The sequence below is a fragment of the Nocardia sp. NPDC050713 genome (assembly GCF_040654315.1).
Lineage (GTDB): Bacteria > Actinomycetota > Actinomycetes > Mycobacteriales > Mycobacteriaceae > Nocardia.
On the sequence record NZ_JBFAHS010000001.1, the window covers coordinates 760,002 to 782,576 of the forward strand.

General features: G+C 67.9%; 29 protein-coding genes. 17 read left to right on the plus strand and 12 right to left on the minus strand.

The genetic code is table 11. The features are described 5' to 3' along the window. Positions 1-62 precede the first annotated feature (62 nt). The 6 genes from AB0H49_RS02970 to AB0H49_RS02995 all read left to right on the plus strand — a co-directional run bounded on the left by AB0H49_RS02970 (position 63) and on the right by AB0H49_RS02995 (position 4,596). Positions 63-1,109, plus strand: a complete 1,047-nt coding sequence (locus tag AB0H49_RS02970; protein WP_357246432.1) for an acyl-CoA dehydrogenase family protein — start codon at positions 63-65, stop codon at positions 1,107-1,109. Between the two features lie 223 nt (positions 1,110-1,332). Then, a complete protein-coding gene (locus AB0H49_RS02975; protein WP_357246434.1) occupies positions 1,333-1,785 on the plus strand; it encodes a MarR family transcriptional regulator in 453 nt (150 codons plus the stop codon). Between the two features lie 26 nt (positions 1,786-1,811). Beyond that, a complete protein-coding gene (locus AB0H49_RS02980) occupies positions 1,812-3,053 on the plus strand; it encodes an MFS transporter (protein WP_357246437.1) in 1,242 nt (413 codons plus the stop codon). An 82-nt stretch (positions 3,054-3,135) separates the two neighbouring features. After that, positions 3,136-3,888 carry a DUF427 domain-containing protein gene (locus AB0H49_RS02985; RefSeq protein WP_357246440.1) on the plus strand — a complete coding sequence of 251 codons (753 nt, stop codon included), beginning with the start codon at positions 3,136-3,138 and terminating at the stop codon, positions 3,886-3,888. A gap of 67 nt (positions 3,889-3,955) precedes the next feature. Further along, positions 3,956-4,171 (plus strand): type II toxin-antitoxin system VapB family antitoxin, encoded by a 216-nt coding sequence (locus tag AB0H49_RS02990; RefSeq protein WP_355000400.1) that lies wholly within the window; start codon positions 3,956-3,958, stop codon positions 4,169-4,171. Beyond that, positions 4,168-4,596, plus strand: a complete 429-nt coding sequence (locus AB0H49_RS02995; protein WP_357246444.1) for a PIN domain nuclease — start codon at positions 4,168-4,170, stop codon at positions 4,594-4,596. Before AB0H49_RS02990 ends, AB0H49_RS02995 begins: the two co-directional genes overlap by 4 nt. A 19-nt stretch (positions 4,597-4,615) precedes the next feature. Here AB0H49_RS02995 and AB0H49_RS03000 read toward each other — a convergent pair whose 3' ends face one another. Further along, a complete protein-coding gene (locus tag AB0H49_RS03000; RefSeq protein ID WP_357246447.1) occupies positions 4,616-4,816 on the minus strand; it encodes a hypothetical protein in 201 nt (66 codons plus the stop codon). Positions 4,817-5,051: 235 nt separating this feature from the next. After that, on the minus strand, positions 5,052-5,966 hold the full coding sequence (locus tag AB0H49_RS03005; RefSeq protein WP_357246449.1) for an AraC family transcriptional regulator: 915 nt from the start codon (positions 5,964-5,966) through the stop codon (positions 5,052-5,054). Between the two features lie 96 nt (positions 5,967-6,062). Between AB0H49_RS03005 and AB0H49_RS03010 the strand changes: the two genes are divergently transcribed. After that, positions 6,063-7,106 (plus strand): saccharopine dehydrogenase NADP-binding domain-containing protein, encoded by a 1,044-nt coding sequence (locus AB0H49_RS03010; RefSeq protein WP_357246452.1) that lies wholly within the window; start codon positions 6,063-6,065, stop codon positions 7,104-7,106. Between the two features lie 204 nt (positions 7,107-7,310). Beyond that, positions 7,311-7,721, plus strand: a complete 411-nt coding sequence (locus tag AB0H49_RS03015) for a cupin domain-containing protein (protein ID WP_357246455.1) — start codon at positions 7,311-7,313, stop codon at positions 7,719-7,721. Positions 7,722-7,765: 44 nt separating this feature from the next. Here the strand turns inward: AB0H49_RS03015 and AB0H49_RS03020 are convergent, their stop codons facing one another. Beyond that, positions 7,766-8,098: a hypothetical protein gene (locus tag AB0H49_RS03020; RefSeq protein ID WP_355000406.1), complete on the minus strand. Its 333-nt coding sequence runs from the start codon at positions 8,096-8,098 to the stop codon at positions 7,766-7,768. Then, positions 8,098-9,294, minus strand: coding sequence for a Rieske 2Fe-2S domain-containing protein (locus AB0H49_RS03025; RefSeq protein ID WP_355000407.1), 1,197 nt, complete (start codon positions 9,292-9,294; stop codon positions 8,098-8,100). The genes AB0H49_RS03020 and AB0H49_RS03025 overlap by 1 nt, the downstream gene beginning before the upstream one ends. A gap of 263 nt (positions 9,295-9,557) precedes the next feature. Here AB0H49_RS03025 and hsaA point away from each other — a divergent pair, with 263 nt between their 5' ends. From hsaA to hsaB, 4 genes are read left to right on the plus strand one after another with little or no spacing between them, the layout of a single operon-like run. Beyond that, positions 9,558-10,721, plus strand: coding sequence for a 3-hydroxy-9,10-secoandrosta-1,3,5(10)-triene-9,17-dione monooxygenase oxygenase subunit (gene hsaA / locus AB0H49_RS03030; protein WP_355000408.1), 1,164 nt, complete (start codon positions 9,558-9,560; stop codon positions 10,719-10,721). Beyond that, positions 10,721-11,602 (plus strand): 4,5:9,10-diseco-3-hydroxy-5,9,17-trioxoandrosta-1(10),2-diene-4-oate hydrolase, encoded by an 882-nt coding sequence (hsaD, locus tag AB0H49_RS03035; protein WP_357246460.1) that lies wholly within the window; start codon positions 10,721-10,723, stop codon positions 11,600-11,602. Before hsaA ends, hsaD begins: the two co-directional genes overlap by 1 nt. Before the next feature lie 2 nt (positions 11,603-11,604). Next, positions 11,605-12,510, plus strand: a complete 906-nt coding sequence (gene hsaC / locus AB0H49_RS03040) for an iron-dependent extradiol dioxygenase HsaC (RefSeq protein WP_355000410.1) — start codon at positions 11,605-11,607, stop codon at positions 12,508-12,510. Positions 12,511-12,533: 23 nt separating this feature from the next. Further along, positions 12,534-13,121, plus strand: a complete 588-nt coding sequence (gene hsaB, locus AB0H49_RS03045) for a 3-hydroxy-9,10-secoandrosta-1,3,5(10)-triene-9,17-dione monooxygenase reductase subunit (protein ID WP_357246463.1) — start codon at positions 12,534-12,536, stop codon at positions 13,119-13,121. A 59-nt stretch (positions 13,122-13,180) separates the two neighbouring features. Here the strand turns inward: hsaB and AB0H49_RS03050 are convergent, their stop codons facing one another. After that, entirely contained in the window at positions 13,181-13,939 is a 759-nt protein-coding gene (locus AB0H49_RS03050) for an NAD(P)H-binding protein (protein WP_357246466.1), read from the minus strand. A gap of 138 nt (positions 13,940-14,077) precedes the next feature. Here AB0H49_RS03050 and AB0H49_RS03055 point away from each other — a divergent pair, with 138 nt between their 5' ends. Then, a complete protein-coding gene (locus AB0H49_RS03055; RefSeq protein WP_357246469.1) occupies positions 14,078-14,650 on the plus strand; it encodes a YdeI/OmpD-associated family protein in 573 nt (190 codons plus the stop codon). A gap of 51 nt (positions 14,651-14,701) precedes the next feature. Here the strand turns inward: AB0H49_RS03055 and AB0H49_RS03060 are convergent, their stop codons facing one another. Then, complete coding sequence (locus AB0H49_RS03060) at positions 14,702-15,262, minus strand: TetR/AcrR family transcriptional regulator (RefSeq protein ID WP_355000414.1); 561 nt, start codon at positions 15,260-15,262, stop codon at positions 14,702-14,704. A gap of 133 nt (positions 15,263-15,395) precedes the next feature. On the opposite strand from AB0H49_RS03060, the gene AB0H49_RS03065 reads away from it, so the two are divergent. The 4 genes from AB0H49_RS03065 to AB0H49_RS03080 all read left to right on the plus strand — a co-directional run bounded on the left by AB0H49_RS03065 (position 15,396) and on the right by AB0H49_RS03080 (position 18,074). Then, positions 15,396-16,013, plus strand: coding sequence for a DUF2867 domain-containing protein (locus AB0H49_RS03065; RefSeq protein ID WP_357246472.1), 618 nt, complete (start codon positions 15,396-15,398; stop codon positions 16,011-16,013). A gap of 118 nt (positions 16,014-16,131) precedes the next feature. After that, positions 16,132-16,902: a glucose 1-dehydrogenase gene (locus tag AB0H49_RS03070; protein WP_357246475.1), complete on the plus strand. Its 771-nt coding sequence runs from the start codon at positions 16,132-16,134 to the stop codon at positions 16,900-16,902. Positions 16,903-17,019: 117 nt separating this feature from the next. Continuing rightward, positions 17,020-17,676 carry an SRPBCC family protein gene (locus AB0H49_RS03075; RefSeq protein WP_355000417.1) on the plus strand — a complete coding sequence of 219 codons (657 nt, stop codon included), beginning with the start codon at positions 17,020-17,022 and terminating at the stop codon, positions 17,674-17,676. Beyond that, complete coding sequence (locus AB0H49_RS03080) at positions 17,676-18,074, plus strand: metalloregulator ArsR/SmtB family transcription factor (protein WP_355000418.1); 399 nt, start codon at positions 17,676-17,678, stop codon at positions 18,072-18,074. Before AB0H49_RS03075 ends, AB0H49_RS03080 begins: the two co-directional genes overlap by 1 nt. A gap of 128 nt (positions 18,075-18,202) precedes the next feature. Here the strand turns inward: AB0H49_RS03080 and AB0H49_RS03085 are convergent, their stop codons facing one another. The 6 genes from AB0H49_RS03085 to AB0H49_RS03110 form a co-directional block, all read right to left on the minus strand. Next, positions 18,203-18,589, minus strand: coding sequence for a hypothetical protein (locus AB0H49_RS03085; RefSeq protein ID WP_357246479.1), 387 nt, complete (start codon positions 18,587-18,589; stop codon positions 18,203-18,205). A gap of 51 nt (positions 18,590-18,640) precedes the next feature. Continuing rightward, positions 18,641-18,787, minus strand: a complete 147-nt coding sequence (locus tag AB0H49_RS03090) for a DUF1059 domain-containing protein (protein WP_141807638.1) — start codon at positions 18,785-18,787, stop codon at positions 18,641-18,643. 51 nt (positions 18,788-18,838) lie between these two features. Further along, the gene (locus AB0H49_RS03095) at positions 18,839-19,645 is read right to left on the minus strand and encodes an SAM-dependent methyltransferase (protein WP_355000420.1); all 807 of its coding nucleotides are present in this window, start codon (positions 19,643-19,645) and stop codon (positions 18,839-18,841) included. Between the two features lie 168 nt (positions 19,646-19,813). Further along, positions 19,814-20,851: a 4-hydroxy-2-oxovalerate aldolase gene (gene dmpG / locus AB0H49_RS03100; RefSeq protein WP_141807640.1), complete on the minus strand. Its 1,038-nt coding sequence runs from the start codon at positions 20,849-20,851 to the stop codon at positions 19,814-19,816. A gap of 12 nt (positions 20,852-20,863) precedes the next feature. Beyond that, the gene (locus AB0H49_RS03105; RefSeq protein ID WP_355000421.1) at positions 20,864-21,772 is read right to left on the minus strand and encodes an acetaldehyde dehydrogenase (acetylating); all 909 of its coding nucleotides are present in this window, start codon (positions 21,770-21,772) and stop codon (positions 20,864-20,866) included. 10 nt (positions 21,773-21,782) lie between these two features. Beyond that, positions 21,783-22,568: a 2-keto-4-pentenoate hydratase gene (locus tag AB0H49_RS03110; protein WP_357246484.1), complete on the minus strand. Its 786-nt coding sequence runs from the start codon at positions 22,566-22,568 to the stop codon at positions 21,783-21,785. Between the last annotated feature and the right edge of the window lie 7 nt (positions 22,569-22,575).

Here is a 22,575-nt window from a genome sequence, read left to right on the forward strand (position 1 = left end):
GAGCGAATCATGCGCCAGCGCGCCTCGCGCATGTCGGAGCCGACCGTCAGCGAGGTGCAGGCATGAGTGAGCACGAGGAATTCGCCGCCTCGGTACGCGCGCTGCTCACCAAGCACGCGGGCCGCGACGCCGTGCGCGCCGCGATGGACACCGAACTCGGCGACGACCCGAAGCTGTGGCGGCTGCTCTGCGAGCAGATCGGCGTCGCGGCGCTCGCCGTGCCCGAGGAGTACGGCGGCTTCGGCGCTTCGCTGGTCGAATCCCTGCTGGTGGTAACCGAACTGGGCCGGACGCTGGCGGGTGTGCCGATGCTCGGTTCGGCCGTGCTCGGCGCGCAGGCCGTTTTGCTCTCCGGCGACGAGGACGCCTGCGCGCGACTGCTGCCCGGCGTCGCGGAAGGCACGACGACGCTCGCGGTGTGCTGGGCGAGCGCGACCGGCTGGGACGTGCCCGGTGTGCACGCCGATGGCGAGAAGCTGTCCGGCACAGCCTATTACGTGCTGGACGGCGTGCAGGCCGATACGTTGCTCGTGGTCACCGCGAGCGGGCTTTTCGAGGTAGAGGCGGGCGCCGCCGGGATCACCCGGCGTCCGGTCGCGACCATGGACCCGACGCGCAAGCTCGCCGAGATCGGCTTCGACGGCGTCGCCGCGCGCAAGCTCGGCACCGGCGATCCGGTCGCGCTGACCACGCGGCTGCGCGAGATCGCTTGGGCCGCAGTGGCCGCCGAGCAGGTCGGGGCGGCCGAGCAGTGCCTGGAGATGACGGTCGAATACGCCAAGTCCCGGGTGCAGTTCGGGCGCGTGATCGGCAGTTTCCAAGCGCTCAAGCATCGGATGGCCGATATGTACGTGCTGCTGGAGTCGGCCAAGTCGGCGTCCTACGCCGCCACCGCCGCGGTCGCCGAGGGGCTTCCGTCGGCCGCCGAGGACGTGTGGGTCGCGCGGACGCAGTGCTCCGAGGCGCTGACCGAGATCGTCTCCGAGACCGTGCAGCTGCACGGTGGCATCGCGATCACCTGGGAGCACGACGCGCACCTGTTCTTCAAGCGCGCGCACGGCGACGCCCAGCTCTTCGGCACGCCGCACCGACCGCTGGCGCATACCTAGCGCCAGCGCTTCGCGGGCCCCGGTGAGTCCTCGACTCGCCGGGGCCTTCGCCGTTCTTCCACACACCTTCCACACGGTTCACATAGGCACCGCCTATGTGAGGCGTGTGGAAGGTGTGTGCGAGCGAGTTGGCGGTGCGCAGTGCACGGCGATCCGCGGTGGGCTATCTCACGGTAGATAGATAGTTAGCTTATGTAATAATATTTGGGTGCAGCATGCTCCCTTGGCGACAGCAGACATCGTGGTCGATCTCCTCGTCACCGCGGGCAGGCTGACCCGGCTGGCCGGGGCGATCGGCGACGACGATCTGCCGCGAGCCGTGCTGCGGGCCCTTGCCGTCCTGGACGAGCACGGCGCGGTGCGGGTCAGCGAATTCGCCAGGATCGATCGATGCTCCCAACCGGCGGCAACGGCGCTGCTCGGGCGGCTCGTCGAAGACGGATTCGCGACGAGGACCAAGGACCCCGAGGACTCGCGGGCGGTCGTCGTCGACCTCACCCCGGCCGGACGCGAGCGACTGGCCCGAGCCCGCGCCGCCTACGGCACGGCCATGGCCGCCCGGCTCGCCGAATTCGACGTCGAACGACTCGCGCGAATGGATACCGATCTGAACGAACTGCTGGAAGCGCTGAAAAAGGCGGCTCCCCAGCACGATCCGTCGAGGGAACACCTATGAGCGAACGAAGTGAGCGAGGCGCAGGCATGAGCACCGTGATCACCCGCGCCGATACCAGCGCGCCAACGTCGACCAAACAGCCGAAGGCGGTCTGGGCGGTCGCCTTCGCCAGCGTCATCGCCTTCATGGGCATCGGCCTGGTCGACCCGATCCTCGAGCCGATCGGCGAGCAACTGCACGCCTCGCCGTCGCAGGTCTCGCTGCTGTTCACCAGCTACATGCTGGTGACAGGCGTTGCGATGCTGGTAACGGGCGTGGTGTCCAGCCGCTTCGGCGCGAAGAAGACCTTGCTCGCCGGTTTGGCCATCATCGTCGTGTTCGCGGCGCTGGCGGGCATGTCCGGCACTGTCGGGGAGATCGTCGGTTTCCGCGCGGGCTGGGGTCTCGGCAACGCGCTGTTCATCGCGACCGCGTTGGCCACCATCGTCGGCGCGGCGAGCGGCGGCGTCGCGCGCGCCATCATCCTGTACGAGGCGGCGCTCGGCATCGGCATCGCGACCGGCCCGCTGGTCGGCGGCGTGCTCGGCGGAATCAGTTGGCGCGGACCGTTCTTCGGCGTCTCGGTGCTGATGGCGATCGCGTTCGTCTGCATCGTCGTGCTGCTGCCCGAGGGCCCGAAGCCGGAACATCGCACCTCGCTCGCCGCACCGTTCCAGGCGCTGCGCCACCGCGGACTGCTCACCGTCAGCATCACCGCGCTGCTCTACAACTTCGGCTTCTTCACCCTGCTCGCCTACACCCCGTTCCCGCTGGACATGGGCACCTACGCGATCGGCTTCATCTTCTGCGGCTGGGGCATTCTGCTCGCGATCGCCTCGGTCTTCCTGGCTCCCGGCTTGCAGCGCCGGTTCGGGACGCTGCCGATGATGGGTCTCGCGCTCGGGTTGTTTGCCGCGGACCTCGCGGTGATGGCGCTGTTCGCGGAGCACAAGACGGTGCTGATCGTCGGCACGGTGCTCGCCGGTCTGTTCCTCGGCGTGAACAACACCCTCATCACCGAGGCCGTGATGATCTCCGCGCCGGTGGAGCGTTCCACCGCGTCGGCGGCCTACAGCTTCGTCCGATTCGCCGGTGGCGCCGCCGCGCCGTGGCTGGCGGGCAAGCTCGGCGAGCACAGCATCGCGCTGCCGTTCTGGGTGGGCGCGGCTTGCACCGCCGCCGCCGTGCTCGTCCTGGTGGTGGGACGTGCCGCGCTCGCCCACATCGACGAGCACGATCCCGCGCCGCATTCGGTGGAAGAGGCGCAGGCGATCACCGTCGGCGACTGAGATTTTTCGCGGGCCCCGCTGTCGCGGCGGGGCCCGTTTCGGGGTCCGGAACCTGTCACCCGTTCGGCGTACCGTCGAGAATATGACCGAAGAGCAGCGAGGCCGCGTCAAGGTCGCGACCAGCCAGAAGCGAATCCGGGTTTATCTCGGCGGGCACCTGGTGGCCGATACGGACCGCCCGGTGCTGGTATGGGAGATCCCCTACTACCCGACCTACTACGTCCCCGTCGCCGATCTGCGCGCCAAAATCGAGCCGAACGGCGAGACCACCCATTCCCCCAGCCGTGGCGAGGCCACGGTGTACGACGTGATCGTCGACGGCGTCACCGCGCCGGGAGGTGCGCTGCGCTACCACGATTCCCCGCTGCCGGAACTGAACGAGCTGGTCCGGCTGGACTGGGACGCCATGGGCGACTGGTTCGAGGAGGACGAGCCGGTCTACGTCCATCCGCGCGATCCGTATTCACGCGTCGACATCCTCGGCAGCTCCCGGCACATCCGGATCGAGATCGGCGGCGTCGCCGTCGCGGACTCCCACAGCCCGCGTATCCTCTTCGAAACCGGCCTTCCCGCACGCTATTACCTCCCCCTCACCGACGTGCGCCTCGACCTCCTACATCCCTCCGACACTCACTCCCGCTGCCCTTACAAGGGCACCGCCGACTACTGGACCGTCCGCATCGGCGACAAGGAATACCCCGACATCGCCTGGGTCTACCGCACCCCGCTACCCGAGAGCCAGAAGATCGCGGGCATGGCGTGCTTCTACAACGAGAAGGTCGACGTCTGGATCGACGGCGTGCTCGAGGAACGCCCCCGCTCCCCCTTCAGCTGAAAACCCCTCGACGCCGGATATACGCGCTGATATCTTCGATATACGCGGAGATATCAGGAGGTGCGCCATGGCTCGTACGGTGATCGACCTCGATGACGAACTCGTCGCCGATGTCGCCAAGGAACTCGGCACCGGCACCAAGAAGGACACCGTCAACGCGGCGCTGCGGGAAGTCCTGGAGACCCGCCGCCGGGCGCTGGCGCTCACCCGTTTGCAGGATGCCGTCGCCGAGGGCGCTTTCGACCTGGACATCCTCGAGAACAAGCGGGACTACCGGCGGTGAGTGCGGCGCGGTTCCTGATCGACACCAGCGCGCTGGTTCCGATTATGCGCCAGGATCCGGATTCCTTTGCTTGGCAACGCGCGGTCGCCGCGGGACTGGTCGCGATCTGCCCGATCGTGGAACTCGAGTTCTTCTACACCGCCCGCTCCGCCGCCGACCGCGAACGCACTATCGACGACATGCGCGTGCTATTCGGCTGGGAACCGGTCGACGACCGCGCCTACGCCCGAGCCTGGGAAGTCCAGGGCGAACTGACGAAACGCGGCAAGCACCGCAGCGCGGGCCCGGTCGACCTCGTCCTCGCCGCCACCGCCGAACTCCGCGGCCTCAGCCTCCTCCACCGCGACCACGACTTCGACCAGATCGTCGCCATCACCGGCCAGCCCCACCGCTGGCTCGGCAAAGGCGACAACGACTTGGATTAGTCGGCGGCGCCTCGCCTTTTTAGGGGATTACGAGGAGCAGTTGGGGCGCCACCCGCTGCGACAGCACGAAGGCGGCGATCGCTGTGGTGACCGAGATGTTCAGATTCATGACGGTCCGCTGCCCACGGCCGATCTCGTCCAGCTCGTTGCGCAACGCGACGAACTCCGCCAAGGCCGCGTCCAATACCCGCCGCGCCGACTCGTCCGCGGTCGTGCTCACGGGACCTCCCCTCCCGAGCGAACGGCGATAGCTCATGCGCACCGCTGATATTCATGATGCCGGATGGCTCCCCCGCCGAACGTCGGTTTCTAGACGAGACTTCCAGATTCCCCTGCGTTCACCTTCCAAGACGAAACTCCCCTTTTCCGCCGCACGCACCGGAACTTCACCGGACACCCGACCCAGCCGGCGAGGTCGGACCGGCCGCAGCGCCTCGGCAGCGCGCGGCAGCGCGTCACACGGCGATCGGGGTTTGGGTGGGGGTGCGGCGGTAGTGGCCTGGGGCCTCGCCGTAGGCGCGTTTGAAGGCCTTGGCGAAGGCGAATTCGGAGGTGTAGCCGACTTTTCGGGCGATGGTGTGCAAGGGGGCGTCGGTGTCGCGGAGGAGGCGGGCGGCGGTCAGGAGGCGCCATCGGGTGACGTAGGAGAGTGGGGGTTCGCCGACGGTGGCGGTGAAGCGGCGGGCCAGGGTGGCGCGGGAGACGCCGGCGATGTCGCTGAGGTCGGGGACGGTCCAGGCGCGGGCCGGGTCTTCGTGGACGGCGCGCAGGGCGGCGGCGACGGCGGGGTCGGCGAAGGCGGCCGCCCAACCGGTGGGGTGGGCGTCGGCCTGTTCGTCGAACCAAGCGCGCAGGATGAACAGCAGCATGGTCTCCAGCAGTGCGGGCACCGCGGCATCGCTGCCCTGGCGCGGTTCGGCGATCTCGGCGGCGAGCAGATCCACCGCACCGCGCAGCGCGGGATGACGGCCGGGGCGGGCGGGCAGGTGGATGAACTCGGGCAGTTCGTCGAGCAGCGGGTGCGACCGGGCTCTACCGAGTTCGTATGCGCCGCAGAGTAGTTCGGCCCGCAACCCCGGCCCGGGGATCTCGCGCGGCTCGCCGGGCCGAGCGGTTTCGGTGACCGGGCTCTCGAGATTGTCGACCAGATCGTGATCGGCGCCGCGCGGCATGAACAGCACGTCGCCGACACCGAGCGCGATCGGTTCACCGCCGGGCGGGACCGCCCAGCAGGATCCGCGCAGCACGACATGGAACCCCGCGCCGGGCACCACCGGATAGCGGCGACCCCACGGCGCGTGCCTGATGAACAAGCCGGACGCCGGATAGCCGGTGCGAATGGCCGCTATGGTCTCGCTGAGGATGTCCACGGCAGCAACAATACGCTCAGTTGTTGAGCGTTTCAGACATGAATGTGAGCTTGTAAGCCATTCATTTGCTCGCATCGTGCCCATAAGGTCATTTGCATGACACAGCGGACGACCTCCCCCACCATCGCCGTCTACGGCGCCACCGGCCACACCGGCGGCCACCTGCTCGCCGAACTCCACCGCCGCGGCCTCACCCCGATCCTGGTGGGCCGCAACGCCGATCGCATGCGTGCCGCCGCCGAAGCCGCGGGCCTGACGAACGCCGAAATCCGTGTCGCCGACCTCACCGACCACGCCGCCCTTGCCGCCGCGTTCACCGGCGCCGACGCGGTGATCAGCAGCCTCTCCGCCTACGTGCGCAACGGCGAACCGGTACTGGCCGCCGCCATCGCCGCGGGCGCGCACTACACCGACATCTCCGGCGAACAGCTGTTCCTGAAGAAGGTCTTCGACGATTACGCCACCGAGGCCGAAACAGCCGGTGTAACAGTCGTTTCCGGTATCACGGACAACAATATCGCGGGCGACCTGCTCGCCAATCTCGTCGCGCGCCGGGTGAACGGCCCGGCGGAGATCGTCATCAGCCACCTGAGCAAGAGCGGGGGCAACGGCTCGAAGGGCAGCGCCAAGACGGTGTTCGCCAGCCTCGACTGGTTCAGCAGCGGCGGTTGGCATTTCGCGGACGGCGAGCTGCGCACCGGTCCCGCGCGGCATCCGGAGATGACCTTCCCGGGAGACACCTCGCCCACCGCCGTCGGGAAGTTCCCGCAGCCGCCGGTGCTCACCGTCCCGCGGCACACCGAGGTCGCGTCGGTGGAGGGCGTCCTCGCCGCCGAGATCCTCAGCACGCTGGGCTCTTTCACCGAGGAGCTCATCGAGCAGATCCCCGACGAGCCGAGTTCGGACCTGCGCTACCAGGTGATCGTGGACGCGCACGGCGACGGCCGGGTGGTGCGCGGCGCGGTCGACGGTGTGGACTCCTACCGTGATTCCGCCCTGCTCGCCGTCGAGATCGCGACCCGATTGGCCGCCGGGTCCGCCAAGCCGGGCGCGCTGGCACCGGCCGAAGCGTTCGAGCCCGCCGAATTCCTCGACGCCCTCGCCCGTTTCGGCATCACGTGGCGCATCGAGGAGTCCTGAGCTCAGCGAGTGGCGAGTTTCGCCGCCACTGGGTCGCCCCGAGCGGAACAAGCTGGACGAAGTCAGCGCGCTGCGAGTCCTCCGCCACCAGGCCGGCCCCGAGCGGAACTAGCCAGCCGAGCCCGGCATCGGGTGAGGACCGCGCGCGACCTCCTCCTCCGCGCCGAGCCGGTCGAGCACGGCGACGAGGCATAGAGTCGAGAGATGACCGACGACCGGCCCGCGCTGGCCATCGCACTCGACTTGACGCCGCACCCCGAGGGCGGCTGGTATCGCCAAACATGGCGCAGCCCGGTGGAATTCACGCCCGACGGCTATCCGGGATCGCGCGCCGCGGCGACGGCGATCCATTTCCTGCTGATGCCGGGTGAGCGCTCGGCCCCGCACACGGTGCGCTCCGACGAGCTGTGGCTCTGGCACCGCGGCGGACCGCTCGCGCTCGACATCGGCGGCGAGGAAATCGTCCTCGGTCCCGATGTCGAGCGCGGTCAGCTGTTGCAGGCCGTGGTTCCCGGCGGTGTCAGCCAGGCCGCGCGGCCGCTCGGCGACGAGTACGTGCTGGTGAGCTGCATCGTCGCTCCGGGCTTCGATTTCGACGACTTCCGGCTCGACTGAGCCGTCGCCCGCCGCGCACGGCCGGGGCGAATGCGGAGGTAGGCCTACTTCGGAACCTCGATCACACCCTCGTCGACCGCCCACTTGATGGTCTTCTCCAACTGCGGGCAGCTCTCGGGACGACCCGGGCGGCCGCCCGACGCGGCGAGCTCGGCGAAGACCGGGCAGTGCGTTTCGGGCGGCTCGGTCCACTGCACGGAGGTCTGGTGCGAGCTGGATTTGCGCACCAGCACCTCGCTCCGGCAGGCCTGACACCGCAACGGCGTCAGGCCCTCCTCCAGGTAGCGCTGTTTGTCGACCACGGTCTGGGCCTGCACCGCCGCCCGCCGCGCGGGCTGATCGGCGAAGTCCGGCGCCTTGGCCCAGGTGGCGGCCATCAGACCCCGGCCTCTGCTTCCTTCGTCGCCTGCTCGGCCTCTTCGGCTTCGCGCTTGCGACGCAGGTTCTCCGCGACCTCGGCTTCCCACGCCTCGTTCGCCTTGGTGGTGTCCACCTCGAACTCGAAGCGCTGGGTCATCTTCTCGGTGACGTCGGCGGCGTCCACGTAGAACTGGTCGTACCAGCGGCGCAGCTGGTAGACCGGGCCGTCCTCCTCGCACAGCAGCGGGTTCTCGACCTTGGACTTGTGCTTCCAGATCTCGACATCCTGCAGGAAGCCGACGCTGATGCCCTCGGTCATCTTCTCGGCCAGCTTGTCGGCCATCTCGCCGTCGACGCCCTTCGGCTTCTCCAGCGTGATGCCCCACTGCAGCATGAACGAGTCCTGCGTCACCGGGTAGTGGCAGTTGATCAGGACGCTCTTGACCTCGTAACCGCTGTAGATGTTGATCAGCGGGTTGATCATGTACGAGGGGCCGAAGTACGAGGCCTCGGACTTCAGCAACGTGTCGCCGCCGTACTTGGAGGCCATACCGATGTCGGGCCTGCCCTTGGTCTCCAGGAACTGGGTGGCGATGTGTCCCTCGAAGACGTTCTTGAAGTACGTCGGGAAGGCGAAGTGGATGTAGAAGAAGTGGGCCATGTCGACCACGTTGTCGATGATCTCGCGGCAGTTCGCGCCCTCGATGAGCATCGAGTTCCACGTCCAGTCCGTCCAGCCGCTGTCGAGCTGGTCGGTCGGGTTGCCGTCCGCGTCGGTGTACGGCCCCTCGATGTGCGGGATGGTGATCTCCGGCGGCGGCTCGTTGCCCTCGTGGTCGTGCCAGACGAACAGCTGACCGTTGCGCTCCAGCGTCGTCCACTTCCTGGTGCGCGCCAGCGGCGGCACGCGCCGCGCGTAAGGGATGGAGCTGCACTTGCCGTTGACACCGGACCAGCGCCAGTCGTGGAACGGGCAGGCGATGTCGTCGCCCTTGACCTCGCCCATGCTCAGGTCGCCGCCCATGTGCCTGCAGTAGGCGTCGAGCACCCGCAGTTCGCCCGCGCTGTCGACCCAGACCACCAGCTTGGTACCGAACACGTTCACCGCGTGCGGCTTACCGTCCCGGAACGTCTTGGCCAGGCCGAGGCAATGCCATCCCCGCGCATAGCGGGTAGGCGCCGAGCCGACATCCAGCTCCCTGTGCTTACCCACCCCGCCGGCTCCGCCGGCTGCCGACCCCGAGGCCCTTGCACCGCTCCCCTTGGGGGTAACTGCCATCGCGATTCTCCTCCTTCTGTACTAGAACACGTTACAAAAATGTCCCGCTTCATGCCAGCGATTCGGCTCACTTCCTGCGCATGTGCATTCACGACCTGCGATGAACGCCGGTTCTCGACAGAAATAAGAACCTGTTCTAGTCTCAGAGGCAAATGAGTACCGGTTACCAATCCGACCAGGCAGGAGCAGGTCCCGAGATGACGCAAGAAGTGACCGAGCGGGTCGAAGCGCTGTTGCCGACACTGCGTGAGCGCGCGCAGGAGGCCGAGGACCTGCGGCGCATCCCCGACGAATCGATCAAGGCGCTCCAAGAGACCGGCTTCTTCCGACTGCTGCAGCCCAAGCAGTGGGGCGGACACGCCGCCGACCCGGTCGTCTTCTACGACACCGTCCGCAAGCTGGCCAGCGCGTGCGGTTCCACCGGTTGGGTGGCGGGCATCGTCGGCGTGCACAACTGGCACCTCGCGCTGTTCGACCAGCAGGCGCAAGAGGACGTATGGGGTGAGGACACCGAGGTGCGGATCTCCTCGTCCTACGCCCCGATGGGCGCGGGCACCGTGGTGGACGGCGGCTACATCGTCAAGGGCGCGTGGGCCTGGTCCTCCGGCTCCGACCACGCCACCTGGGCGGTGCTCGGCGGTCCGGTCATCAAGGACGGCAAGCCGGTCGACTTCGGCAGCTTCCTCATCCCGCGCACCGACTACCGCATCGACGACGTGTGGAACGTGGTCGGCCTGCGCGGCACCGGCTCCAACACCGTTGTGGTGGAGGACGTTTTCGTGCCCAAGCACCGGTTCCTGAGCTTCCGCGCCATGAGCGAGCTGAAATCGCCCGGCCTGGCGCAAAACCCGGACCCGGTCTACAAGATGCCGTGGGGCACCATCCATCCCACCACGATCTCCGCGCCGATCGTCGGCATGGCCTACGGCGCCTACGCCGCGCACGTCGAGCACCAGGGCAAGCGGGTGCGCGCGGCCTTCGCCGGCGAGAAGGCCAAGGACGACCCGTTCACCAAGGTCCGCGTCGCCGAGGCGTCCAGCGATATCGACGCGGCGTGGCGCCAGCTCTCCGGCAACGTCGCCGACGAATACGCACTGCTGGTGGCGGGCAAGGAGATTCCGTTCGACCTGCGGGTCCGGGCCCGCCGCGACCAGGTGCGCGCGACCGGGCGGGCGATCGCCTCGATCGACAAGCTCTTCGAGGCCTCAGGCGCCACGGCGCTGGCCAATGGCACTCCGCTGCAGCGTTTCTGGCGCGACGCGCACGCGGGCCGGGTGCACGCGGCCAACGATCCCGAGCGCGCGTACGTCATGTACGGCACCCACGAGTTCGGCCTTCCGGTGACCGACGGGATGGTGTGATGACCTCGACGGTGGAGCTCACCTACGAATCGACCTCGCGCTACGCGCAGGTGCGGCCGGATCTGCGGCTGCACTACCACGAGGCGGGCACCGGCAACGGTCCGACGATCGTGCTGCTGCACGGCGGCGGCCCCGGTGCGTCGTCCTGGTCGAATTTCGCACGCAACATCCCGGTGCTGGCGCAGAATTTCCATGTGCTCGCGGTGGATCAGCCGGGTTTCGGCAAGTCGGACAAGCCGGTCGAGCATCCGCAGTACTTCGCGCACTCCGCGTCGGCGCTGAAGGATCTGCTCGACCACCTGGAGATCACCGACCGGGTGCACATCCTCGGCAATTCGCTCGGCGGCGGAGCGGCGGTCCGGTTCGCGCTGGACTACCCCGAGCGCGCGGGCAAGCTGGTGCTGATGGGCCCCGGCGGACTCAGCCTCAACGCCTTCGCGCCGGACCCGACCGAGGGCGTGAAGCTGCTCTCCCGCTTCAACTTCGAGCCGACGAGGGTGAATCTCGAAGCGTTCCTGCGGATCATGGTCTTCGACCAGAAGCTGATCACCGAGGAACTGATCGACGAGCGCTTCGAATCGGCCAAGACTCCCGAGGCGCTGGCCGCGACCCGCGCCATGGGCAAGTCGTTCTCCGGACCCGATTTCGAGCTCGGCATGCTCTGGCGCGACGCCTACAAGCTGCGCCAGCCGGTGCTGCTGATCTGGGGCCGCGAGGATCGGGTCAACCCGCTCGACGGCGCCATCATCGCGACCAAGATGATCCCGCGGGTGCAGTTGCACGTGTTCGGCGGCTGCGGCCACTGGGCGCAACTGGAGAAGTTCCACGAATTCAACCGGCTGGCAACGGACTTCCTGTCCGGATCCGGCAAGGAGAAGTAGACATGGGCATTCGATCGCTCGGCTACCTGCGCATCGAGGCCACCGACATGGCGGCCTGGCGCGAATACGGCCTCAAGGTGCTCGGCATGGTGGAGGGCAAGGGCAGCGTCCCGGACGCGCTCTACCTGCGAATGGACGAATTCCCGGCCCGGCTGGTCATCGTCCCCGGCGAGAAGGACCGGCTGCAGGTCTCCGGCTGGGAGACGGCCAATGCCGAAGAGCTGCAAGACATCCGGAATCGGTTGGAGGCCGCTGGCGTGCCCTACAAGGAGGGCACCGCGGCGGAGAAGGCCGACCGGCGCGTCTACGAGCTGATCAGTTTCGAGGATCCGTCCGGCAACGTGCTCGAGGCGTTCCACGGCGTCGCGTTGGAGCACCGGCGGGTCGTCAGCCCGTACGGGCACCGGTTCGTCACCGAGGAGCAGGGTCTCGGCCACGTGGTGCTCAGCACCTCCGACGACAAGGCCGCGCTGGAGTTCTACCGCGACGTGCTCGGCTTCCGCCTGCGCGACTCGATGCGGCTGCCACCGCAGATGGTCGGCCGTCCCGCCGACGGCGAACCGGCCTGGCTGCGGTTCTTCGGCTGCAATCCGCGCCACCACTCGCTGGCCTTCCTGCCGATGCCGACCCCGAGCGGCATCGTCCACCTCATGCTCGAGGTGGAGAACGCCGACGACGTCGGACTGGCCCTCGATCGCGCGCTGCGCAAGAAGGTCAAGATGTCGGCCACCCTCGGCAGGCACGTCAACGACAAAATGCTGTCCTTCTACATGAAGACGCCCGGCGGCTTCGACGTCGAATTCGGCTGCGAGGGACTGGAAGTCGACGACCACGACTGGATCGCCAGGGAGTCCACCGCCGTGAGCCTGTGGGGCCACGACTTCACGGTGGGCCAGCGCCAGCAATGACCGACGGGGTGAGCGAGCCTGTGATGGAGACGAAACCGACCACCGACGGACAACCGGTGATCGATCCGCGCCAATTCCGAAACGTGTTGGGGCAGTTCTGTACCGGTATCACCGTCATCACCGCCTTCGGTGACGACGCGGCGCCGATCGGCTTCGCCTGTCAATCGTTCGCCGCCCTGTCCCTCGAACCGCCGCTTGTGCTGTTCTGCCCCACCAAGGCGTCACGCTCCTGGGCGGCGATCGAGAAGACCGGACGCTTCTGCGTCAACATCCTCGCCGAGGAACAACAGCAGCTGTGCGCCCGCTTCGGTTCCCGCGAACCCGACAAGTTCGCCGGAACCGCCTGGCACACTTCGGAGCTGGATCTCCCGGTATTGGACGACGCGCTGGCCACGATCCAGTGCACGGTGGACAGCGTCGTCGACGGCGGCGATCACTACATCGTGATCGGCCGCGTGCAGGTCCTGTCGGAGTCCACGGACTCCGGCAGGCCCCTGCTGTTCTATCGCGGTCAGTACACCGCCATCGAGCCGGAGAAGACGGTGCCCGCGCCGTGGCGGGCCGATCTCGACCACTTCCTGACCACTACGACGCTGGACACCTGGTTGTAGGAGACCGTACCTCCGCCTTCGCTCCGGGCGCGGGCTGGAGACGCACCGCTTCCGCAGCGTCAGAAGTAAGCGTTCCCCTGGTCGGCGCTGACGAACTGCGCCCACTTCTGCGTGCCGTCGGCGTGGTCGGGGCAGGTGTTCCGACCTTCGCGGAACGCTCGCGCCACCTCGCCCGGCGCGGGCACGCGGACGACCCGGCGCGGACGCGATCTGATCGTGCGCCATGTTTCGGCGAGTTCGCCCAGGCTCAGCACTTCGGGACCGCCGAAATCCGGCGCGCGGCCGAGGGGCGGGCCCTGGATCAGTTCGGCGGCGCGTGCCGCCACGTCCGTCGCGGCGACCGGCTGGAACCGAAAGTCGATGGGCAGCGGCGCGATCGGCAGCCGTTCCACGCCGTAGAGGATCGACGCGATCAGCTCGTGGAATTGCGTCGCGCGCAGAATCGTATGCGGCACACCGCTTTCAGTGACGAGTTGTTCGCAGGCGAGCTTGTTGCGGTAGTAACGGAACGGGATGCGGTCGATGCCGACGATCGAGACGTACAGCAGGTGATCGACACCCGTCGCGGCGGCGAGCAGATTGCGGGTCTGCTCGATGTCGGGCCCGCCGAACTTACGGAAGTCCGAGGCCGCGTGCACGACGGCGTCCACGCCTTCCACCGCCTCCGCGACGCCTTCGCCCGTCCGCAGATCGCCCACGTGCGTGCCCGCGCCCGGTCGGCGCGAGAGGACTCGCACCGCATGCCCCTCCCGGCGAAGCAGCGCGACGATGTGCCTGCCCAGCGCTCCGGTTCCTCCGGCGACAAGAATGTTACCCATGAGTAACTAGTACTCCTCCCTCGTCCCGCACCACAAGTGCGGCGTGCCCGCGAGTCGGATGACAAAACTGCTCAATTGGTGAGCACTTATCTGCGGAGAATCAGAGGGAGAGACCATCCCAGCACCTCGGAGACCACCATGAACCAGCTCGACGGCACCGATGTCCACACCTTCGCGGACTCCGCGCACTGGGAGGCGTGGCTCGCGGCCAACCACGACCGGTCGACCGGCGTCTGGTTGAAGATCGCCAAGAAGAACGCGACGAGCGCGACGCTCAGCATCGCCGAGGCGCTCGACGGCGCGCTGTGCTACGGCTGGATCGACAGCCACCGCCGGGCCCTCGACGACGACCACTACCTACAGCGCTACTCGCCGCGCCGCCCGAAAAGCCCGTGGTCGCAGGTCAATGTCGACAAGGTGGAGGCGTTGACCGCCGCGGGGCGGATGCGCGAACCCGGCTTGGCCGCCGTTCGCGCGGCGCGAGCGGACGGGCGCTGGGACGCGGCCTACGAACGGCAGCGCACCGCGACCATCCCGGACGATTTGAGGGCGGCGCTGGAAGGGAACCTGCGGGCGCGCGGGCGATTCGATCAACTCGACCGCACCGGGCAGTACGCGCTGTTCCTGCGGTTGATGAAGACTCGTGGCGCGAGCGAACGCGCCGCGCGACTGCGGCAGATCGTCGAAGAACTCGATCGCAGCGCAAGCTGATCCACCAACGTAGCTCGATTGCTACACGCGGCTACGCCCAATACTCAGCCCTCATCGTCTGGGTTCGAGCAGGAACGCCGACGCCAGGGCGACCACCTCGCGACGGGTGCGATGGCCGTGGTCGGCGGCGAGCAGGTGTTTGCCGACCGCGAGGCTGAAGGCGAGCATGCTGCGGGCCTCGATCTCGTCGGGGTCGGTGCAGTAGGTGCCGAACAGTTCGCGCAGATACGCCATGCGCTCGTTGTCCACCCGGCGCAGTCGCTCGGCGACCGCCTCGTCGCGGCGCGCCCAGTCGCGTACGGCCAGGTCGATCGGCCGGAGGCGATCGTCGGAAAAGGTGAGCAGACCGGCGCGCTGGATCTTGGTGCGCGCGTCGCCGCCCTCCTGCTCGACCCGCTCGACCACCGCGCGGGTGCTCTCCTGCTCCCAGGTGTCGAGCATTTCCTCCAGCAGGGCGTTGCGGTCGGCGAAGTGCCCGTAGAACCCGCCCTTGGTGACGCCGAGCGCCGCGGCGATGCTCTCGACGCGCACGGCGTCGGGGCCGCCCGCGGCCAAGGCGACAAGTCCCTGCTCGACCCACCGGCTGCGGGGTGTGCGTGTGACGGCGACCATGCCACCAGTATCGCCGAGGGTGTCGACAGCGGGGGTGGAGCGGTCTACGATCGATGTTATACGGCGACGTATATTTGAAAACCGTTGCCGCATAAGGATGTTCATGTTCCATTGGACGACAGAGGAGGCCGACGTGACGACTCCGTTCCCGGTGCCGAGCGCACGGGCCGAGACGAGACTCCCCGACACCGAGCACACCGAACGTCCGTGGCGAATCCACGAGATCGCCCACGATTTCGTGCTAGAGGATGTCTGGGCGCTGCCGACGCCCGGCGGTCCCGACGATCTGCCCCGCTTGGTGCGGTTCATCGCGAAGGACGACGACACACCACAACCCCTGATCTTCCGTGTCCTGTTCGATATTCGCTGGAAACTCGGCGCGCTGCTCGGCTGGGACGACGCGGACACGAAAGTAGGCACCCGAGTCACCTCGTTGCGCGAGCGGTTGCCCGACGATCTGCGCGCGGGACCACGCGGCCCCGATACCGAGAATCATCCGTTCACGTCGGTCTACCTCACGGACACCGAATGGGCGGCGGAGATGGCCAACCGCACCATGCACGGGGTGATGCACATCGGCTGGGTGCCCGACGGATCCGGGGGTTACCGAGGGCAGATGGCTGTGCTCGTCAAGCCGAACGGGTTGTTCGGCAAGATGTACATGGCGGCGATCAAACCGTTTCGGTACGTGCTCGTGTACCCCGCGTTGATGCGCATCTTCGAGCGCGGCTGGCAGCGGCAGGGCACGTAGCGCGCGCGTCGACGTCGGCCGAGAACCGGCGGTCTCTGCGGCCCCGACGGAATCGCGGCGCACCGTCTGCTGTTCGTGATGGTTTGTACCGGCAAACAGCACTTCGGAGGTTCTGGCCATGCGCGCCAACAGCTCTCGTTTCGACGACAAGATCGCCCTCGTCACGGGCGGCACCAGCGGGATAGGACTCGCGGCCGCACGCCGCCTCCTCGACGAGGGCGCGCGGGTGATCGTCACCGGCCGCGACAAGAGCCGACTGGACGCGGCCGTCGAAGAACTGGGCGGCGGCGAGCGGCTGCTCGGAATCCGCAGCGATGTAGCGGAACTCGGCGACATCGACGCGCTGGCGGACACGATCCGCGAGCGCCACGGTCGCCTCGACGTGCTCTTCGCCAATGCGGGCATCGCCGCCTTCCTGCCGACCGCCGACATCACCGAAGCCGAGTTCGACCGCGTCATCGACATCAATTTCAAGGGCGTCTTCTTCACCATCCAGAAGACCCTCCCCCTGCTCGCCGACGAGGCGGCCATCGTCGTCAACGCCTCCTGGGCTTTGCACCGCGGCGTCCCCGGCGCCTCCCTCTACTCCGCCACCAAAGCCGCCGTGCACAGCCTCACCCGCACCCTCGCCGCCGAACTGGCCCCGAGGAGTATCCGAGTCAACTCCGTCAGCCCCGGCTACATCGAAACCCCCTCCTACCGCGAGAACGTCTCCGCCGAAGCCAAAGCCGCCGCCATCGCCGCCGTCGCCGCGGGCCGCCTCGGCACCCCCGAGGACATCGCCGACGCCGTAGCCTTCCTGGCCTCCCCCGAAGCCTCCTACATCAACGGCCAAGACCTCCTCGTCGACGGCGGCCTCATCACCGCCATCCCCGAGCGCATGCTGTAGCAGCAGATGGGTCAGCGCCCGGTGCGGGCCGGGCGTTGGCGTGCAGTCCAGCTGGATCAGTGGTCAGGGGTTCGCGCGTGGGTTAATATAAGTACCAACTTATTGAAGGAGGTTGGTATGGCCTTGTTGACGGATCCCGTGGGGATCGCCGGGCTGGTGGCTCGGGAGGTTCGGACCGGGGAGCGGGGTGGGGAAGTTACGCGGATCGCGGTGGCTCGGCGGAGTTATCCGACGGATCAGGCGGATCTGTGGGACGCGTTGACGAATGGGGAGCGGATTCCGCGGTGGTTTCTGCCGGTGAGCGGGGATCTGGAGCTGGGTGGGAAGTACCAGCTCGAGGGGAACGCGAACGGGGTGATCGAGGAGTGCGAGGCGCCGCGGCGGTTCGCGGTGACGTGGGAGATGGGCCCGCAGGTGTCGTGGCTGACGGTGACGCTGAGCGCGAGCGAGGACGGGACCGTTCTGGAGCTCGAGCACGAAGCGCCGGTCGATCCGGAGTTCTGGGCGCAGTACGGCCCGGGCGCTGTGGGCGTCGGCTGGGATCTCGCGCTGCTGGGACTCGGTCTGCACGTGGAGTCCGCGGCGGCGTTGGACGCTGCCGAGGTGCTGACTTTCCACACCACTCCCGAGGGTGTGGAGTTCATCAGGAGGGCCGCCAACGGGTGGGCGGACGCGGCGGTCGCCGACGGCGACGACCCGACCGAGGCGATCACGGCGGCGGACCAGACGGTGACCTTCTACACCACCGAGCCCGAGGACGGCGCCGAGTCCTGATGGTCGCGTCTCCGGCGAAGATCTTCGAGGCGCTCGGCGATCCGATCCGCCGCTACATCCTCGAGCTGGTGGCGGCCGAGGAGCAGCCCGCGGGCGCGCTTGTCGCGGCCGTGCAGCAGCGCGCCTCCATCTCCCAGCCCGGCGTCTCCCAGCATCTCAAGGTGCTGCGCGACGCCGGGTTGGTGAGCGTGCGCGCCGAGGGCACGCGCCGCCTGTACGCGCTCGACCCCGCCGGTCTGGACGCGGCCCGCGCCTGGCTGACCGAATTGACCGAACCGCTGCACCGGTTCAGCCAGCCCCTCGACGCCCTCGCCACCGAAATCGCCCGTGGCAAACGGGCCCGCCGCACCGCCGAGCCGCCCGTCGAGGAGGCGAGCAGGAGCGCGCGGCAGGCGTGAACGGAGCCGCACCGCAGGGAACCAGGCAGCGCCCGAATCAGCCGCGGGCTACGGAGCGCCGCGAAACAGGGAGCGCCACGTGAGCGACAGGCGCGCCGGCCGCCGAGCCGAGCCTCTTCGCGCGGCGCTCACATTTCGCACAGCCGGTACCAACCACCGGAACGCCCGGGAGTCGCGACGGCGGAGTTGTTGCGGAAGTACAGATTCGCGCCATCCTTGTAGGGCACCGCGAGGTCGATCTTCCCGCTCCGGTAGATGATGTGGAGGTCATCGGCTGCGACGATGGACGCGTCTTCCATGCCCGCAAGGAACCCGCTGTAGACCATGGTGTGCGTCTCGCTGGTGACGACACCGTTCTGCACGATAGCCGTCTGGTTGATGACGGCGGTGAAGGTTCCCCATCCGGCGACCGCGCCCGCGCAAGAGTCGGCGTGCGCTCCCGCTCCGGCCGACGCCGTACCTGCGCCGCCGCAGAGCGCGAGTCCCAGAGCCGCCAGTGCCACGAAAGTTCTCATGAACAGACCATGGCTGCCGCGGCTTGCGGGCTCCTTGAGAAATGCTCCGAATCAGAAAGCGATGAAAAGGATCTCGTCGCGCGAGTACTCGTGCCCGGGGTGCTTCTCCGCGAGATGCGCCTGGGTCTTGGCGACGAGATCGTCTTCGTCGGCGCCGACGATGGACTCACCGCAGGGGCAGTTCAGGTTTCGCTTCATTGTTCGTCCTAGGTCGCGGTCGGCGGGTCGCCGACCGAATGGAAAGTGATATCAGGGCTTTCGGGCCAGACCGGCGACGATCAGCTGCTCCCATACGGTGAGCTCGCGAACGGGGGTCGGGCCGGTGACGGGGCCGGGCCGCCAGTGCGGGACCGGGACGATACCCGGTTCCACGATCTCGAGATCACCGAAGAGTTCGGCGATCTCCTCGTCGGTGCGCCACCGGCCGCGGCCGAAGGTGGACTGCAACTTCTGCTCCACCGCTTCGGTCTCGGCGTTGTTCCCGGAGCGGAAGTGCGAGATGAAGACCGCGCTGCCGGAGGGGATCTGGTCGGTCCAGAAGCGGACGATCTCCGCCGGGTTCTCGTCGTCGTTGAGGTGGTGCAGGATCGCGCTGAAGACGACGGCGACCGGCTGCTCGAAATCGATCAGCCGGATGACGTCGGGATGCTCGCGAATTCCCTTCGCGTCGCGGACGTCGGCCTGGATGACGACCGTCCGATCGTCGGCCTCCAGCAGCGCGCGCCCGTGCGCGAGGACGATCGGATCGTTGTCGACGTAAACGACTTTGGCGTCCGGCACGTGCCGCTGCGCGACCTGGTGCACGTTGTCGGCGGTCGGCAGGCCGCTGCCGAGGTCGATGAACTGCCGCAGGCCCGCCTTGGCGAGCTCGCCGACGGCGCGAACCAGCACCTCGCGATTGGAGGTCGCGATGACCACCGAACCGGGAAGGTTGTTCTTGAAGTGGTCGCCGATCTCCTGATCGACGGGGTAATAGTCCTTACCGCCGAGCAGGTAGTCGTAGACCCGAGCGATGCTCGGCTTGGACTGATCTATCACGTTCGAGCTATCGGACACATTCGCACCCCCGACTCGCCGGACATTGTCCCCGCCAATAGTAGGAGATCACGCTCGGCCGCGGCAGGCCGTCGGCCTCCGACTGTCAACGACCGCAGCGGAATTCGCCTCGGTACCGGCCCGCGAGCGGTGGCAACCCACTCGCGGACCGGGATTCTCGAAACCGTTTCAGGCGGAAACCGCGGCCTGCTCCCGCTGCAACTCCAGCGCGATGTCGATGAGCTGGTCCTCTTGACCGCCGACGAGCTTGCGCTTGCCCGCGCGGACGAGCATCTCGGCGGCGGAGACGCCGTAGCGTTCGGCCTGGCGCTCGGCGTGCTTGAGGAAGCTCGAGTACACGCCCGCGTAGCCCATCATCAGGGCCTGGCGGTCCAGCAGGCACTCCTGCGGCATGGCCGGGCGGACGACGTCTTCCGCGGCGTCGGCGATGGCGAAGAAATCGATGCCGGTCTTGATGCCCAGCTTGTCGCAGACGCCGACCAGTGCCTCGACCGGCGTGTTACCCGCACCGGCGCCGAAACGGCGTGCGCTGCCGTCGATCTGGGTCGCGCCCGCGCGAATGGCGTAGATGGAGTTGGCCACCGCGAGATCGAGGTTCTCGTGACCGTGGAACCCCACCTGCGCGTCGTTGCCGAGTTCGGCGACCACGGCCGCGACGCGATCGGAAACCTGTTCCAGGACAAGCGCTCCCGCCGAGTCGACGATGTAGACACACTGGCATCCGGCGTCGGCCATGATGCGTGCCTGCTTGGCGAGCACCTCCGGCGGCTGGGTGTGCGACATCATCAGGAAGCCAACGGTTTCCAGCCCGAGCTCGCGAGCCAGTCCGAAGTGCTGGATGGAGACGTCGGCCTCGGTGCAGTGGGTGGCGATGCGGCAGATGGACGCGCCATTGTCCTGGGAGACCTTGATGTCTTCCTTGACGCCGACGCCGGGCAGCATGAGCACCGCGATCTTGGCCTGCTTGGCCGTCTGCGCGGCGATCGTGACCAATTCCTGCTCAGGAGTTTTGGAAAAACCGTAGTTGAACGAGGAACCGCCGAGTCCGTCGCCGTGGGTCACCTCGATGACCGGAACGCCCGCGCCGTCGAGTGCGGCGACGATGTCGCGCACCTCGGTGGCGGTGAACTGGTGGCGCTTGTGGTGCGAGCCGTCGCGCAGCGAGGTGTCGGTGACGCGGATGTCGAGTTCTGCTGAGTAAGCCATGGGGACTGCTCCTTACACCCGGCTCGTAGCGATTTGCTGTGCCATGACCTCGCCGACCTTCGTGGCCGCGGCGGTCATGATGTCGAGGTTGCCCGCGTACGGGGGCAGGAAGTCGCCCGCGCCCTCGACCTCGACGAAGACCGAAACCTTCGCCAGGCCACCGGAAACCACCGACGGCTCGTCGAACTGCGGTTCGTTGAGCAGGCGGTAGCCGGGCACGTACTGCTGGATGTCGGCGACCATCCGGTGGACGGAGTCCGCGATCGCGTCGGTGTCGGCGTCCTCCGGGATGGCGCAGAAAATGGTGTCGCGCATGATCATCGGCGGCTCGGCCGGGTTCAGGATGATGATCGCCTTGCCGCGCTCGGCGCCGCCGATGGTCTCCACGCCGCGGCTGGTGGTCTTGGTGAACTCGTCGATGTTGGCGCGGGTGCCCGGACCGGCGGACACCGACGACACTGAGGCGACGATCTCGGCGTACGGCACCGGCACGACGCGCGACACCGCCGCGACGATCGGGATGGTGGCCTGGCCGCCGCAGGTGATCATGTTGACGTTCGGCGCGTCCAGGTTGGCGCCGAGGTTCACCGGCGGCACCACGGCGGGACCCACCGCGGCCGGGGTGAGGTCCACCGCGCGGATGCCCGCCTCGGCGTACTTCGGCGCGGCGGCGCGGTGCACGTAGGCCGAGGTGGCCTCGAAGACCAGGTCCGGCAGCTCGGACTGGCCGAGCAACCAGTCGACGCCCTCGTGCGAGGTCTCCAGCCCGAGCCCGCGGGCCCGCTTCAGGCCCTCGCTCTCCGGATCGATGCCGATCATCCAGCGCGGCTCGATGACCTCCGAGCGCAGCAGCTTGTAGAGCAGATCGGTGCTGATGTTGCCGGACCCGACGATCGCGGCGGTGACGGTCCCGTTGGACACGACAGGCCTCCTAAATGAATTGCAAACGGACGGAACCGAGTCCGGCGAACTCGGCGTGGAACTTGTCGCCAGGACGGGCGTCGATGGCGCGGGTGCAGGAGCCGGGCAGCACGACGTCGCCCTTCTTCAGCCGCACGCCGAACGAGGCGACCTTGCGCGCCAGCCAGGCCACCGCGATGACCGGATCGCCGAGCACCGCGTCGCTGCGGCCCTCGGCGACCACCTCGTCGTTGCGGGTGAGCACCGCGTCGATGGCCTTGATGTCGATGTCCTTCGGCGCGACCCGTTCGGGTCCGAGCACGTAACCGGCCGAGGACGCATTGTCCGAGATGGTGTCGCACAGGCCGATGTTCCAGTCCTTGATCCTGGAATCGATCAGCTCGATCGACGGCGCGAAAGCGACGGTCGCGGCGAGCACGTCCTCCTCGGTGCAGTCCGCGCCGGGCAGGTCGGCGCCGAGCACGAACCCGACCTCGACCTCGACGCGCGGGAAGAGGTAGCGGTTCGCCTCTACCGGAACGTCTTCGAACACTTGCATTTCCGCGAGCAGGTGCCCGTAGTCGGGCTCGTCCACGCCCATCATCTGCTGCATGGCCTTGGACGAGAGGCCGACCTTGTGGCCGACCACGCGCGCGCCGCTGTCGAGGCGGCGGCGGATGTTGATCAGCTGGATCTCGTAGGCGTCGACCACGTCGATGTCGGGGTATCGCGCGACCAGCGGGTCGATGGCGACCCGATCGTTCTCGGCCCGCGCGAGTTCGTCGGCGAGTTCGGTTCGTACCGCGTCGGACAGCACGCTAATT

Bases quoted from the DNA above. Each gene is read 5' to 3' on its own strand.
- hsaA (WP_355000408.1), top strand. From the start codon at position 9,558: ATGACGCAAGAAGTGACCGAGCGGGTCGAAGCGCTGTTGCCGACACTG.
- hsaB (WP_357246463.1), top strand. From the start codon at position 12,534: ATGGAGACGAAACCGACCACCGACGGACAACCGGTGATCGATCCGCGC.
- AB0H49_RS03020 (WP_355000406.1), bottom strand. From the start codon at position 8,098: ATGGCCGCCACCTGGGCCAAGGCGCCGGACTTCGCCGATCAGCCCGCG.
- AB0H49_RS03015 (WP_357246455.1), top strand. From the start codon at position 7,311: ATGACCGACGACCGGCCCGCGCTGGCCATCGCACTCGACTTGACGCCG.
- AB0H49_RS03085 (WP_357246479.1), bottom strand. From the start codon at position 18,589: ATGAGAACTTTCGTGGCACTGGCGGCTCTGGGACTCGCGCTCTGCGGC.
- AB0H49_RS03050 (WP_357246466.1), bottom strand. From the start codon at position 13,939: ATGGGTAACATTCTTGTCGCCGGAGGAACCGGAGCGCTGGGCAGGCAC.
- AB0H49_RS02980 (WP_357246437.1), top strand. From the start codon at position 1,812: ATGAGCACCGTGATCACCCGCGCCGATACCAGCGCGCCAACGTCGACC.
- AB0H49_RS03010 (WP_357246452.1), top strand. From the start codon at position 6,063: ATGACACAGCGGACGACCTCCCCCACCATCGCCGTCTACGGCGCCACC.
- AB0H49_RS03070 (WP_357246475.1), top strand. From the start codon at position 16,132: ATGCGCGCCAACAGCTCTCGTTTCGACGACAAGATCGCCCTCGTCACG.
- AB0H49_RS03075 (WP_355000417.1), top strand. From the start codon at position 17,020: ATGGCCTTGTTGACGGATCCCGTGGGGATCGCCGGGCTGGTGGCTCGG.
- AB0H49_RS02985 (WP_357246440.1), top strand. From the start codon at position 3,136: ATGACCGAAGAGCAGCGAGGCCGCGTCAAGGTCGCGACCAGCCAGAAG.
- hsaC (WP_355000410.1), top strand. From the start codon at position 11,605: ATGGGCATTCGATCGCTCGGCTACCTGCGCATCGAGGCCACCGACATG.
- AB0H49_RS03060 (WP_355000414.1), bottom strand. From the start codon at position 15,262: ATGGTCGCCGTCACACGCACACCCCGCAGCCGGTGGGTCGAGCAGGGA.
- dmpG (WP_141807640.1), bottom strand. From the start codon at position 20,851: ATGGCTTACTCAGCAGAACTCGACATCCGCGTCACCGACACCTCGCTG.
- AB0H49_RS02990 (WP_355000400.1), top strand. From the start codon at position 3,956: ATGGCTCGTACGGTGATCGACCTCGATGACGAACTCGTCGCCGATGTC.
- AB0H49_RS03080 (WP_355000418.1), top strand. From the start codon at position 17,676: ATGGTCGCGTCTCCGGCGAAGATCTTCGAGGCGCTCGGCGATCCGATC.
- AB0H49_RS02970 (WP_357246432.1), top strand. From the start codon at position 63: ATGAGTGAGCACGAGGAATTCGCCGCCTCGGTACGCGCGCTGCTCACC.
- AB0H49_RS03090 (WP_141807638.1), bottom strand. From the start codon at position 18,787: ATGAAGCGAAACCTGAACTGCCCCTGCGGTGAGTCCATCGTCGGCGCC.
- AB0H49_RS03055 (WP_357246469.1), top strand. From the start codon at position 14,078: ATGAACCAGCTCGACGGCACCGATGTCCACACCTTCGCGGACTCCGCG.
- hsaD (WP_357246460.1), top strand. From the start codon at position 10,721: ATGACCTCGACGGTGGAGCTCACCTACGAATCGACCTCGCGCTACGCG.